We start from the raw sequence: 12940 nt of genomic DNA, 5'->3' as shown, positions 1-12940 counted from the left end.
TTCCTTATAAAAATGGACGAAATAGTCCTTTTATTGTTTGTGATAAATTTTTATAGGCTGATGAACCATGAAACTCAAGATCGAAATTAACTTCTTCAAGCCAATGTGAATCAAATGCCCCTGCTTCAATATACGGTTCAATATCGTTTCTTCCCGTTGGATTGAAATGAAATACATCTACTCCAATTTGATTTAAAAATAGTAATAAAACAGCATCAGAACGAGTTAATTCTCCACTTTTCTCATTATTAAATATAACAATTTTCGGTACATCTTGTGAATAATCAAATTTCTCAAGTTGTTCTAAAATATTAGGCGGTATTTGAGAAAGTTGTGCGAAAACATATAGCGCTACATCTTGTTTCGTCTCTTTTGCAATTGGTTTACACATTTCACTTTCACACGTATGGATAATCGCCTCTGCAATACCATGTTGTAATCCTTCTGGCAATCGCTTATGTGGCCACCAATGGCTGTTCATAATTAAATCTGGATGTAATTTCCCCCCGCGGTCTAATGCATCTCGATAATGATATTGGAAATTTGCTTTTTGTTCTTTCGTAAACGGGAATGTATTAATTAATAAACTGTTATCAAATGATGTAACCGCCTTTAATCGCTGAAAATATTCTTTATCATTCTTTGAAACACCTGATATTTTCGCAAATAAAGAAGGGATATAAATGTGTTTATTCTCAACAAAGAATGTCGGGCGTACAAATGCCTTTTCTTTCGTAATTAAAAAGAGTTCATCATATGTTGTTTTTAATGTACGAGCTACAGGTGTATAGGAACGGAATTGCCATGGCTTGTATAATAGTGAATTATCGTGGTGAAGTACTTGTTCAATTTCTTTTGAAGCTTGATATGCTACTGTTGCAACACGCTCGCGGCGACGATCTGGAAATGGCTCGAGAGAAATACGACTAGAATGAGACACAACAAAAGTTCTTGCCTCTTCATCAATATTCTCAAATCCATCTTTTCCTTCTGGGTGATAATAAAGCACATCACAACCGAGCATAATAAGAAAGTATAAGAAATATATACGACTTTCCTGTGCATCACCATACCAAATGATACGTGGCATTTGTTTCTTATAATTAATCGTAGAGAACCACTTTGCTACGTAATTTTCACTTAATTTAATCATATCGATTAAGAAACGACGGAAGCCTTCTGTCTTTAAAGATTGATTATGTTGTTTCTCATATAATTTCAATACTGAAATAAACGTCGTATGTATATAATGCTGTAAATCAGGATTGTCTACTTTCGGTAAAAGTTGTTTCCCAGATAAGTGTGCCACTAGCCTATTTACTGTCAGACCATTTGGTGCTTCTTGATGTAATCCGAACACTTCTTGAATATGACGAAGTTTTTCCGAATCGATTACTTTATTTAAATTTTGTTCGTGTAAAACTTCGATTCCTTTCGCTTCACTATAATCAAATAGTTCATTGAAATATTCATCTACATCATTAGGAACGCCGAGGATTCGACATGCTATATAACTAAATTTCATTTCATTCTCTGTCAGCTCATATTGTGGACGTTTTTCTAAAAGTGTTTCAAAGTGCTTTAAATCTGCTTCATCTTTTAATGCATATGGTTGAAGTGTAAAACGTGAAAACACAACAGTTCACCTCCAAAAACATTTACGTTTTTTCTAAGTCCTTCTTCCATTATAAACTATTTTTAGTTATAAAAAATGGGCGCTCGTAAAACGAGCAAACCCATTTCAATTATTTATGGTTATTTTTAGTAGCTGCAACTTCTTCTTTAGCTTGTCCAGAATTCTTCACATAGTGAAGTATAAATGTTGCTCCAAATGCTACAACTAAAATAATAAAGAATAGTGTATGACTAACCTCAATCTTGATTAAAGACAGTAACATTTTCGATGCAATAATTAGGATTAAAATATATGCTGTCGTTTCAAGCTCTGGAATGCGTTCTAACAATTTTAAGAATACACCAGCGATACCACGCATCATTAAAATACCAAGCATTCCACCTAATAATAGAATCCAAACTTCATTTGATACACCAAATGCAGCAAGTACGCTATCTACAGAGAACGCGATATCCATTAATTCAACCATCGCAACTGTTCCCCAGAAAACGCCGAACATTCTAAAGAGAATACTATTTTGATTCATACCGTGAGCTTCTTCTTCTTCGCTTGCACCTTTACGCTTATCAATAAAGTATTTCACTGATAACCAAGCAAGGTAAAGTGCACCAAGAAGTTTTACCCACCATAATTTAATTAAGAACATTCCAATTCCAATTGCAATAAATCGGAATATATAAGCTCCAATAAGTCCATAGAATAATGCTTTTTTACGTTTTTCTTCCGGAAGGTGTTTTACCATTACTGCTAACACAAGTGCGTTATCAGCAGATAATAATCCTTCAAGTACAACAAGTGTACCAATTAATCCCCAAGATACTGGATCCTGCAACACTTTAATCCACATGTCCAAGTCGAAAAACTGAGCATACGTATCAAGGATTCCTTGCAAAATACTCATCTTACCTATATCCCCTATTCTTTGCTAGATTTATAGAAAGGTCAAAAAAAGGAAACGAATATCGTTTCCCTTCTTATGCATCCAAGCCATACGCTCTTACAAGCGCACCTAAACCACCTTGGAATCCGCTTCCTACTGCATTAAACTTCCACTGTCCATTATGACGGTATAATTCACAAAAGACAACTGCTGTTTCAATGGAGAAATCTTCCCCTAAATCAAAACGAAGAACTTCTTCATTCGTTTCTTCATTCGCTAAACGAACGAACGCATTTCCTACTTGTCCAAAGTTTTGACTACGGCCTTCCGCATCATAAATCGTAACTGTAATAGCAATTTTGTGCACATCTGCTGGAACTTTCTTCAAATCTACAACAAGTTGCTCATCGTCGCCTTCACCTTCACCTGTACGGTTATCTCCTGTATGTAGAACAGATCCACAAGGAGACTGTAAATTGTTATAGAAAATAAAATCTGTTTCCTTCGTACATTTTCCGTTCGCATCTAATAAAAAGGCAGATGCATCTAAATCGAAATCTGATCCACCGTCATAAGATTTAATATCCCATCCAAGACCAATTACTGCTTTTGTTAAACCAGGGCTTGTCTTACCTAAATCAATCTTCTGTCCTTTTTGCAATTGAATAACCATTTATATTCACCTCTATATTTTAATCTTAAAAAATATATCCATCAGTAAACATCTGTTTTACCGATGGATATATCAATCTATTACTCTACATCTAAACCGAAATTATTACATAGAGACGCTAATCCACCTTGGAATCCACTTCCGATTGCATTGAACTTCCATTCACCTGCATGACGGTATAGTTCACCTACTACTACCGCTGTTTCAATAGAGAAATCTTCTCCTAAATCGTAACGAATTAATTCTGCATTCTTTTCTTCATCTAAAATACGTACGAAAGAGTTAGAAACTTGTCCAAAGTTTTGGCTGCGTCCTTCTCCATCGTAAATTGTGATTGTGAAGCAAATACGTTCGATATGTGCAGGTACATTTTTCAAATCTACTTTAATCGATTCGTCATCGCCTTCACCTTCGCCAGTTCGGTTATCTCCTAAATGCTCTACAGCACCATTCGCACCTTTTGGGTTATTATAGAAGACGAAATCCTCTGCACCTGAAACTTTACCGTTAGCACCTACTAAGAAAATACTAACATCTAAATCGAAATCGTTTTGTCCGTCATAACGATTCGTATCCCAACCAAGTCCTACAAGAACTTTTGAAAGACCTGGATTCGTTTTTGTTAAGTCTACCTTTTGTCCTTTTTTCAATGAAATTGATGCCATATACAATTCCTCCTCGGTTCATTTTATTGATAACGTGATACAATCTCACTTAAGTTTTTATCTTGTGTGCCTTCTCCAACAGCTGAAAACTTCCATTCACTTCCGTGGCGATACATTTCACCTGCAATTAGAGTCGTTTTGCCAGCATAATTATCCGATAAATTATAGCGTGCTAATTCTTCGCCAGTTTGCGGGTTTTGAATACGAATATATGCATTACGAATCATCCCGAAATCTTGACGACGATTTACACAGTCATAAATATTTACAACGAATACTAAACGATTAATACGGCTCGGAACTTTATGTAATTCTACGAAAATTGTTTCGTCATCACCAGCGCCTTCGCCTGTTAAATTATCTCCTGAATGAATAATACTACCACAAGTAGAAAGCTTGTTTCCGAAGTAAACTAAATCGTTTTTGTTTAAAAAACGATCTCCTTCTAACATAACAACGGATGCATCACAATCTACATTTGGTTTACTTCCAAATAATGAAGACAGAAACCCACCTGATTGCCCAATTGGATCCCAGCCTAAGCCAACCTGTAGTTTTGCTACTTTTGGTTGTCCTTTCGTTAAATCGATCTTTTGACCTTTTTCTAAAATAATAGGCATGCAGTTTCTTCCTTTCTACAAAGTATTTTCCAAGGCGGAAAATATTGTATTCTTCTCTTATATTGTAGCATTATTTACCTATTGATAAAAAGGATAAATTCTCAGTTATATGAAAACATTCATATAATTTACTTATGATGATGTAAGAAGTGGTAAATAGCACCAATCATTCCTGCACAATTACCATTTTGCGCAAGTTCAACCTCACAATTACTATAGATCTCTTTATTTAAGTATTTTTCTACCTCTTCTTTTACTTCTTTTAAAAACTGATTTCCTCTATTAGTAATTCCTCCACCAATAATAATTGTCTCTGGATTAAAAATATAAGCAAGGTTACTAATTCCAATTGCTAAATGTGTAAAGAAAACCTCAACTGCTTGCTTAACTTCCCTGTCGCCTTTATCATACAGTTCGAAAATCGTTTTCCCATTCCAATTACCTTCTCCTTTATAATTTCGTACAAGATGAATTAACCCTGAAATGGAAGCGACCTCTTCAAACGTTTTTCCTTCTATTAACATATTTCCCCATTCACCAGCACTAAATGAATGCCCTCTATATAACTCTCCATCTATAAAAATCGCTCCTCCAATACCAGTTCCAAGGGTAAGCATAATGAAATTTTCTTTCTCTCTTCCAATACCATTCCACTTTTCTCCCAGGGCAGCACAATTCACATCATTTTCAATAGATACGGGAACTTTTAATACCTCTTGCAATCTATTAATAATAGGAATCGTACTATAGCCTGGAATATGATCCGCCCCTCCCGTCACAACCCCTCTATTAACGTCAACAATTCCCGCAGTACTAATACCAATTCCCGTAATCGTATGTTCACTCATTAATTTTTTTGATAAAAGAATGAGTTTTTGAATGATTTGTTCCCCGCCCAAATGAATTTCTGTTGGAACTGTTTTATGCTTTAGTACTATTCCTGTTTCTGAAACAATTCCATATTTAATTTGTGTACCACCAATATCAAATGCAATATATTCTTTCATCTGCTGTCACTTCCTCTACTGTAATGAGTGTAAAATTCTCACCACTCTACTATTATAGCGCTATTCGGTGGTTTGTTTATTATGGTAGGTAGCCAGAAACGGAGATTCTATCTAATAAGCCGTGCGGGATTGGCTATATTGTAGCTCAAATGATTCCGTTGTTTATGAGATGCTCATCGAAATTGCAAAAGCTCTATAATCCTATTAATGGATTATTATAGAGACCAAACTTATAAATTATTATTAGAATTATATTATCAAAATTTAAATTTAAGAGTAGAGAGTAATAATGAAGAAAATAATCATTTCAAGTGTATATGCAGCGAGGTTTTGGTGAAATATAACATTAAAAAGGCGTATTTTGATTAATCTATTTTTCAAAGTCCCCCTTTTCTATTTGTTTGTTCATTAAAAGATATTACTATAATTTCATATAGTTATTTATACGTATAATAAAATAACAAGGTCTATCGAATCAATCGAAAGACCTTGTTAAATATATATTTATTTTAGTGAATTATACATTAGCCTTCTTAGTGAAAGATCCATGGAATTTAGCACCAACAGATTGGCCACCAATATTTACACCTAATAAGAAATAGCCTGTTACTTTAATAGTAACACTCTTTTTGTTACCAGAAATATTAGAAACAGCTGTAGTTTGATTCCAAGATGATGGAATACTACCACTATTAGATTTTATTGATGTAATCTTAGTGAAAGTTTTATTTGATCCTGAACCCGAGTAAGTATAGGTGAAATCTATCCACATTTTTGATGGGAGATATAATTTGTAAAAACTACTCCAATCTTCAGCAGTATACCAGTGTATTGTTTTGGAACCATTTGCATATGCAATAGGAAACTGGTTATCTAATGTGTTAGAAGATTCTGACACTATGTTTTCATTATAAGTTTGGAAAGATTCATATTCTTTAACAAACTTCTCGAAGTCTTCTATAGTATCAAAGTTAATTGTAGGTGTATCTTTCGGAAGTTCGTCAGTATTGATAATTTCTACAGCATCGCTTTGATACTCAATGTTACTTAACTCTTCTTGTAAAATTTGAGAATCTGTTGAACCTGAAATAGCAGCAGATGCAGAGGTATTCACACCAAGCATGCTAACCACTAAAGCTGTTGATAAAACTGATAATTTTAGTTTTCCCACCCCTATGTATTATATTTCCACTTTATGATAACATATACATATGGAAAATAATACATTTTATTTTAAAAAAGGATATAAAAGTATCAAAAGGGAGGATTTGTAATATGAATTTTAAAAAAACAATGTTTTTTTCTATTAGTCTGATTTTAACGGTTATTTTTTCTCTTTTCCCAAATAGAGTTGAAGAAGGAGACTATATATATGGATTTCCAGCAGACTTGCTAATTCGCTATAACTTAGGACCTGATTTTATGAAATCTCATTTTTTCATTTTAGGTATAATATTTAATGTTGTTTTCTTCTACTTTGTTTTGTATTTACTAGATAAAATAATAAAAAAAATGTTTAGAAAAGAATGATAAAATTCATTATTAAAATTTAATATATAAGAATTCTTGTTACTATATATACCTTCAGGAAGTTTTAGTGGAAAACGATAAGGAAAAACTGTAGTTACAGTTATAATAAGAATTTTAATAAACTACTCCAAAGTAGAAATATATACTTTGTCTACTTGGTTAAAGGATTTATTTCCCACTAGATTTACATCAAAAAAGAAGTATCCCGAATTCTAATTAGGGATACTTCTTTTTTGATACTTCAATCAGCACTTTAAATTTCATTGTTAATTTTTAAATTTCTTTTTCTCAGGTGCCTGTATTTTCTTGCCTAAATTTGTATTTAAATCTAAGTTATCAGTAATAGGCGTAACAGTTACTACAAATGAATTATTCATATCTTTCGCAGATACCACCCTCCTATTATAATTTTATAAAATTATAAAGGTTTTTATCTAGATAGGTATAAAAGTAAATTTTATACTTATTCTCCACTTTCCTTTAGTTCAAGCACTTGTTTTACAACGTTTTTCACTAACTTTTGTTTTAGGCAAGTAATGAAGCAACTTTTTCTTCAATTAACATATTTATAACTTCATAGATTTTCATATCCTCAATTGTAGCAAGTGTTGAAATTGCTGTATGTGTTTCTAATAATAACCAGTAAAATTTTGGTAACTATTTTGTAGTAAGTTTTCTCTTAAGTTTTTCAAAGAGTTTATCATCTTCAGAGAAAGTACGTTGCTCTTCTTTACTTTCTGATGTAATCTTTACGGATCCTTCAGTTCTCTTTCTTCTCATACCAATTTGTTCTTTATCTATATTTAATTCGTGATCCAGTTACTGTTGTCATTCCAAAATTTCAATTCGTTTTTCAACTATAAAGAATTTATCCTAACTCTTTTCTCTCTTCAAAAATACACCACTTTTTTCTAAGGGTACTGAAAAACTCCACTTCATAAGAAAAATAATCCCAACACCTACTATATAAAGGTTATGGGATCCTTTTTAATTTCAACATATTGATAAAATTCGTGTTATTTTCTCAAATCAACCACTTTTTCAGTGGCCTCCCTTTTTCTATATATAGTTTTTTTTGCATAAAACTCTTTTTCCTATGAAATATTACAAAGGGATGTATTTTAGATGGAATATTAATTTTTCAGGAGGAAATCAATGACGAAAATTTTCATTTTAGCATCAACTCTTTCTTTATCTTTCTTTAGTGGATTAAATATCGGTAATGCAGCAACAGAAAACTTCTCTCCAATAACAAACGCGATTGTACAAAATAACGATTATTTCGCAGAAGGTAACTCAAAAGATAATAATAAACCACCAGGAAACGGTGGCTCTCAGGACGATAGTGGTTCTGATGGCAATGGCTCCGATGGTAGCGATTCTGGTGACAATGGCTCGGGTGGCAATGGCTCGGGCGGCAATGGTTCCGGTGACAACGGTTCTGGCGGCAACGGTTCTGGCGGCAACGGCTCGAGTGACAACGGTTCTGGCGGCAACGGTTCTGATGGCAATGGTTCTGGCGGCAATGGTTCTGGCGGCAATGGTTCTGGCGGCAACGGTTCTGGCGGCAGTGGTTCTGGTGGCAACGGTTCTGGTGGCAATGGCTCGGGTGGCAGTGGCTCGGGTGACAACGGTTCTGGTGGCAACGGTTCTGGTGGCAATGGTTCTGGTGGCAACGGTTCTGGTGGCAGTGGCTCGGGTGGCAGTGGCTCGGGTGACAACGGTTCTGGTGACAATGGTTCTGGTGGCAGTGGCTCGGGTGGCAGTGGTTCTGGTGACAACGGTTCTGGCGGCAACGGTTCTGGTGGCAGTGGCTCGGGTGACAACGGTTCTGGCGGCAACGGTTCTGGTGACAACGGTTCTGGCGGCAACGGTTCTGGCGGCAACGGTTCTGGCGGCAACGGTTCTGGCGGCAACGGTTCTGGCAGCAGTGGCTCTCAAGGCGGAAATCGTGTTAAAGGTGATAGCAGTTCTCAGGGAGGAAATGGCTCTCAAGGGGGTAACCGTGTTAAAGGTGATAGCAGTTCTCAAAGTGGTAACAATTCACAAGGTGGTAATGTAAAAGATAATGCGAAAAAACAAGGCGATAAGTTACCGAATACTGCAACACATTATCCTGCATCTATTTTAATGGGACTTTCAACATTCCTAATTGGTATGTTACTATTTATTCGCCGTAAAAACGCAAAATAAAAATACATCATTCCATCTTAAAAATACATGAAATAAATTGTAAAACTAAAAAGGACTTTGGATTGCATTTTATTATGCAGCCCAAAGTCCTTTTCATCCTTCCTATCCAAAAGAGCATTAATACGCTTTTCCCCAATACACCATTTGTTTAGCTTCCTTGCCACAACAAACACATTCATCTGCTAAATGTTCTTGTTCAAAAGGCATACAGCGAGAAGATACTCCAACTTCTTCTTTTAGTTTCTCTTCACAAGCTAATTCTCCACACCACATTGCTTTAATAAACCCTTGCTTTTCATCAGCCAATTTTTTCATCTCTTCAAAATTCGTCACACTATACGTATTTTCATCACGAAATACTTTTGCTTTATTAAATAAAGAGTTATGAATTTCCTCAAGTAGTGCTGGAATGCGTTCTTCTAATTGATCCATTGATATAAACTCTTTTTCTTTCGTATCTCTTCTTACGAGTACAACTTGATTCTTTTCAATATCTTTAGGACCAACTTCTAATCGAATTGGAATACCTTTCATTTCATACTCATTAAATTTCCAACCTGGTGTTTTATTACTAGCATCTATTTTTACTCGTGCAACCTTTTGAATATGTCCTTGTAACTCTGTTGCTTTCGCTAAAACGCCTTCTTTATGCTGCGCAATCGGTACAATAACAACTTGCACTGGTGCGACTTTAGGAGGCATTACAAGCCCATTATTATCACTATGAACCATAATCAGTCCACCTATCATCCTTGTTGATACGCCCCAAGATGTTTGGTGTACATATTGCCACTTACCGTTACGATCTAAAAATTTAATATCAAATGCTTCAGAGAAATTCGTTCCAAAGTTATGGGATGTTCCTGTTTGAAGTGCTTTTCCATCATGCATTAAGCTTTCAATCGTATAAGTTGCCTTTGCACCCGCAAATTTTTCTTTTTCTGTTTTTTGTCCTTTAATTACCGGTATCGCTAAGTAGTCTTCACAGAAAGAAGCATATAGATTTAAAATATTTAACGTTTCAGCTTGGGATTCTTCTGCTGTTTCATGAATTGTATGTCCCTCTTGCCATAAGAATTCTGTTGTACGAAGGAATGGCCTAGTTGTTTTCTCCCAACGAACTACTGAACACCACTGATTATATAGCTTTGGCAAATCATTATAGGATTGCACAATTTTTGAAAAATGCTCACAGAATAAAGTTTCAGATGTAGGGCGTACACAAAGTCTTTCCGCTAACTTTTCATCCCCACCATGTGTTACCCATGCTACTTCAGGAGCGAATCCTTCTACATGATCCTTCTCTTTTTGTAATAAGCTCTCTGGGATAAACATTGGCATATACACATTTTCATGACCAGTTGCTTTTAACTTCTCATCCATAACTTTTTGCATATTTTCCCATAACGCATAACCGTACGGACGTAGAATCATACATCCTTTTACACTTGAATAATCAACAAGTTCTGCTTTTTTCACAATATCTGTATACCACTGTGCAAAGTCCTCTTCCATCTTCGTAATTGCTTGTACTTGTTCTTTTGCCATAGTTAGTCTTCCTCCTTCTAGAAAATACAAAAAAGCCCGCGTCCCAAAATAGGGACCGAGCTTTGCCGGCGTTACCACCCTGATTCATGCACAAAAATTGCGCATGCTCTCTTTTTGATAACGGGAAATTCCCGCTGCATATGCAGAACGCAAAGGTAGGTTCCATGTTGTCTTTTTAAGAATCTTTCAGCCTGACGGATTCTCTCTCTGCTAAAAAGGTTGAACATATACTAGTCCTTTTTCATCGTTATAACGAAATAAATTTGTTGAATATCATAATATAAATTTCACTTCAAAACAAGAGTGAATTTTCTTATTTTTATATATTCTTTTCATTTTTTACAGTTTTATACGTAGCTTTTTCGTGATATTTTTAAAAGTTGATGTGCAATCATACCAATAAGTGTACCAAGTAGGACGAAGAAACCAATAAACCCATACCCCATTCCTTCCCATCCACCAATAACCATCATTGTAACAGGAAAGGATGCTAAACAAAGAAGTATTAGACTAAGTGCAAATATAATATCAAACTGCTTGTTTGGAAACCGTTTCTTTAGTAAATACGAAATAGCAAATACAAGGATAATCGTGATTCCGCCAATGATGTAAAATATACCAAATCCATCTAACCAGTCCATACTATTCCCTCCTTCCATAGATTCCCTTATACTTATTATATGTTTAACTTTTCTGAAAATAAATAATAAATTTTATTCAAAAACATATTTTTATTACTAGGTATTAATAGTAATATATAGTAATAGGTTTTATATAAATTAGGAGGATTACTTTATGGATAAAGCATTAACGAATCGTGTCATCATTTTGTCATTCGACTGTTTATCAGCTTTAGATTTTCCTATACTACAAAAATTACCTCACTTCCAATCTCTAATAAAAAAGGGCACGGTTGTCGAAAAAGTAGAACCAATTTATCCTTCTGTAACATACCCAAGTCACTCAACAATCGTTACTGGAAACTATCCTAATAAACATGGCGTAGTTAGCAATACGTTACTTCAACCTGGGCGCCAGTCACCAGATTGGCATTGGTACCGAAAATCCATTAAAGGAACAACGTTATACGATGAAGCACATAAAGCAAATTTAACGACAGCTGCCCTGCTATGGCCTGTTACCGGCAGAGCAAATATTGATTACAATTTACCAGAAATCTTTCCAAATAGGCCGTGGCAAAATCAAGTTTTAGTTTCATTATTTAGCGGTAGCCCGCTATATCAATTAGATTTGAATCGTCGTTTCGGCCATATACGAAATGGGCTGTCACAACCTGAACTCGATGATTTCGTACTTGCTTCTGCTGTGCATACAATCCAGACGAAAAAGCCTAATGTTATGTTCGTACATTTCACTGATTTAGACACTCAAAGACACTATCATGGCTTTGAATCCAAAGAAACAATAGCTGCAATTCATAGACATGATGAGCGGCTAGGGCAAATTATTCAAGCTTTAAAAGACAGTGACCTATACGAAGAGAGTACTATTATCGCTCTTGGTGACCATAGCGCTTTAAGTGAAAACAAAGCCATTCAATTAAATGTACTATTTCATCAAAAAGGGCTTATATCTGTAAATTCAAAAGGAGATTTAGTAGATTGGAAAGTCTATTGCCAAAGTTGTGACGGCTCTGCCTATGTATATGTGAAGGACAAAAATGATACGGATACAATTCGGGAGGTACAACTGCTCCTTGAAGAACTACTTCAACATAAACAAAACGGAATTGAATTTATACTTCATGATGAAGATGCGAAGGAATGCGGTGCAGATGGTAATTGTTTATTTATGTTAGAAGCGCGAGAAGGATATTATTTCACTGAAAACTATACAGGAAATTTTATAAAAGAAATTACTGAAAAAGATGTTACGCCTAGTAAAAAATATACATTTGGTACGCATGGATACTCTCCAGCAAAACCTAACTATGAAACAATTTTTATAGCTGCTGGGAAAGGGATAAAAAGTGGCGTTACCATTCCGTATATGAGACTTATTGATGAAGGCCCAACTATCGCTAGACTACTCGGTTTACACTTAGGTGAAACAGACGGATCAATTGTAGAGGATTTACTCCAATTGTGAATAACTGTGTATATATGTAAAAGTTATGTAAAAATCATCACTGTTTCTCTTTTTATAATTTTTATTTTTGTACACTGTT

At 34.9% G+C, this 12940-nt stretch carries 13 protein-coding genes, 1 pseudogene and 1 other annotated feature; of the genes and pseudogenes, 3 read left to right on the top strand and 11 right to left on the bottom strand.

Annotated features, from left to right (window positions below; translation table 11 throughout):
* Nucleotides 1–4: 4 nt before the first annotated feature.
* From ACVWY7_RS17495 to ACVWY7_RS17465, 7 genes are all read right to left on the bottom strand, one after another.
* Nucleotides 5–1636, bottom strand: a complete 1632-nt coding sequence (locus ACVWY7_RS17495; protein ID WP_000492838.1) for a YceG family protein — start codon at nt 1634–1636, stop codon at nt 5–7.
* Between the two features lie 109 nt (nt 1637–1745).
* Complete coding sequence (locus tag ACVWY7_RS17490) at nt 1746–2537, bottom strand: TerC family protein (protein WP_000025690.1); 792 nt, start codon at nt 2535–2537, stop codon at nt 1746–1748.
* 73 nt (nt 2538–2610) lie between these two features.
* Nucleotides 2611–3189, bottom strand: coding sequence for a TerD family protein (locus ACVWY7_RS17485; protein WP_000236649.1), 579 nt, complete (start codon nt 3187–3189; stop codon nt 2611–2613).
* A gap of 80 nt (nt 3190–3269) precedes the next feature.
* On the bottom strand, nt 3270–3854 hold the full coding sequence (locus ACVWY7_RS17480) for a TerD family protein (RefSeq protein ID WP_000146731.1): 585 nt from the start codon (nt 3852–3854) through the stop codon (nt 3270–3272).
* Nucleotides 3855–3877: 23 nt separating this feature from the next.
* Nucleotides 3878–4474, bottom strand: a complete 597-nt coding sequence (locus ACVWY7_RS17475) for a TerD family protein (protein WP_001121586.1) — start codon at nt 4472–4474, stop codon at nt 3878–3880.
* Nucleotides 4475–4602: 128 nt separating this feature from the next.
* Complete coding sequence (locus ACVWY7_RS17470) at nt 4603–5481, bottom strand: ROK family protein (protein WP_000666132.1); 879 nt, start codon at nt 5479–5481, stop codon at nt 4603–4605.
* A gap of 517 nt (nt 5482–5998) precedes the next feature.
* The gene (locus tag ACVWY7_RS17465) at nt 5999–6652 is read right to left on the bottom strand and encodes a hypothetical protein (protein WP_000517240.1); all 654 of its coding nucleotides are present in this window, start codon (nt 6650–6652) and stop codon (nt 5999–6001) included.
* 104 nt (nt 6653–6756) lie between these two features.
* Between ACVWY7_RS17465 and ACVWY7_RS17460 the strand changes: the two genes are divergently transcribed.
* Complete coding sequence (locus tag ACVWY7_RS17460; RefSeq protein WP_001009643.1) at nt 6757–7011, top strand: hypothetical protein; 255 nt, start codon at nt 6757–6759, stop codon at nt 7009–7011.
* Between the two features lie 266 nt (nt 7012–7277).
* Here the strand turns inward: ACVWY7_RS17460 and ACVWY7_RS17455 are convergent, their stop codons facing one another.
* Together ACVWY7_RS17455 and ACVWY7_RS17450 are read right to left on the bottom strand one after the other, a co-directional pair.
* Nucleotides 7278–7406 (bottom strand): hypothetical protein, encoded by a 129-nt coding sequence (locus ACVWY7_RS17455; protein WP_260857897.1) that lies wholly within the window; start codon nt 7404–7406, stop codon nt 7278–7280.
* Between the two features lie 68 nt (nt 7407–7474).
* Nucleotides 7475–7830, bottom strand: a pseudogene (locus ACVWY7_RS17450) (hypothetical protein).
* A gap of 336 nt (nt 7831–8166) precedes the next feature.
* Between ACVWY7_RS17450 and ACVWY7_RS17445 the strand changes: the two are divergent.
* On the top strand, nt 8167–9204 hold the full coding sequence (locus tag ACVWY7_RS17445) for an LPXTG cell wall anchor domain-containing protein (RefSeq protein WP_456523877.1): 1038 nt from the start codon (nt 8167–8169) through the stop codon (nt 9202–9204).
* A gap of 117 nt (nt 9205–9321) precedes the next feature.
* Here the strand turns inward: ACVWY7_RS17445 and proS are convergent, their stop codons facing one another.
* Nucleotides 9322–10752, bottom strand: coding sequence for a proline--tRNA ligase (gene proS / locus ACVWY7_RS17440; RefSeq protein WP_001040961.1), 1431 nt, complete (start codon nt 10750–10752; stop codon nt 9322–9324).
* A gap of 47 nt (nt 10753–10799) precedes the next feature.
* Nucleotides 10800–11006 (bottom strand) — a binding site (T-box leader).
* Between the two features lie 93 nt (nt 11007–11099).
* Nucleotides 11100–11393 (bottom strand): YesK-like family protein, encoded by a 294-nt coding sequence (locus ACVWY7_RS17435; protein WP_000383856.1) that lies wholly within the window; start codon nt 11391–11393, stop codon nt 11100–11102.
* A 154-nt stretch (nt 11394–11547) separates the two neighbouring features.
* On the opposite strand from ACVWY7_RS17435, the gene ACVWY7_RS17430 reads away from it, so the two are divergent.
* Nucleotides 11548–12861 (top strand): alkaline phosphatase family protein, encoded by a 1314-nt coding sequence (locus ACVWY7_RS17430; protein WP_000356450.1) that lies wholly within the window; start codon nt 11548–11550, stop codon nt 12859–12861.
* Nucleotides 12862–12940: the final 79 nt, after the last annotated feature.

It is taken from the genome of Bacillus sp. TE9106W, assembly GCF_054062215.1.
The sequence above is the reverse complement of the archived record's forward strand: the minus strand, read 5'-3'. Positions and strand labels throughout refer to the sequence as shown.

Coding starts and splice junctions, on each gene's coding strand:
- ACVWY7_RS17470 (WP_000666132.1), bottom strand. CDS start 5,481: ATGAAAGAATATATTGCATTTGATATTGGTGGTACACAAATTAAATAT.
- ACVWY7_RS17475 (WP_001121586.1), bottom strand. CDS start 4,474: ATGCCTATTATTTTAGAAAAAGGTCAAAAGATCGATTTAACGAAAGGA.
- ACVWY7_RS17430 (WP_000356450.1), top strand. CDS start 11,548: ATGGATAAAGCATTAACGAATCGTGTCATCATTTTGTCATTCGACTGT.
- ACVWY7_RS17435 (WP_000383856.1), bottom strand. CDS start 11,393: ATGGACTGGTTAGATGGATTTGGTATATTTTACATCATTGGCGGAATC.
- ACVWY7_RS17445 (WP_456523877.1), top strand. CDS start 8,167: ATGACGAAAATTTTCATTTTAGCATCAACTCTTTCTTTATCTTTCTTT.
- ACVWY7_RS17485 (WP_000236649.1), bottom strand. CDS start 3,189: ATGGTTATTCAATTGCAAAAAGGACAGAAGATTGATTTAGGTAAGACA.
- proS (WP_001040961.1), bottom strand. CDS start 10,752: ATGGCAAAAGAACAAGTACAAGCAATTACGAAGATGGAAGAGGACTTT.
- ACVWY7_RS17480 (WP_000146731.1), bottom strand. CDS start 3,854: ATGGCATCAATTTCATTGAAAAAAGGACAAAAGGTAGACTTAACAAAA.
- ACVWY7_RS17490 (WP_000025690.1), bottom strand. CDS start 2,537: ATGAGTATTTTGCAAGGAATCCTTGATACGTATGCTCAGTTTTTCGAC.
- ACVWY7_RS17460 (WP_001009643.1), top strand. CDS start 6,757: ATGAATTTTAAAAAAACAATGTTTTTTTCTATTAGTCTGATTTTAACG.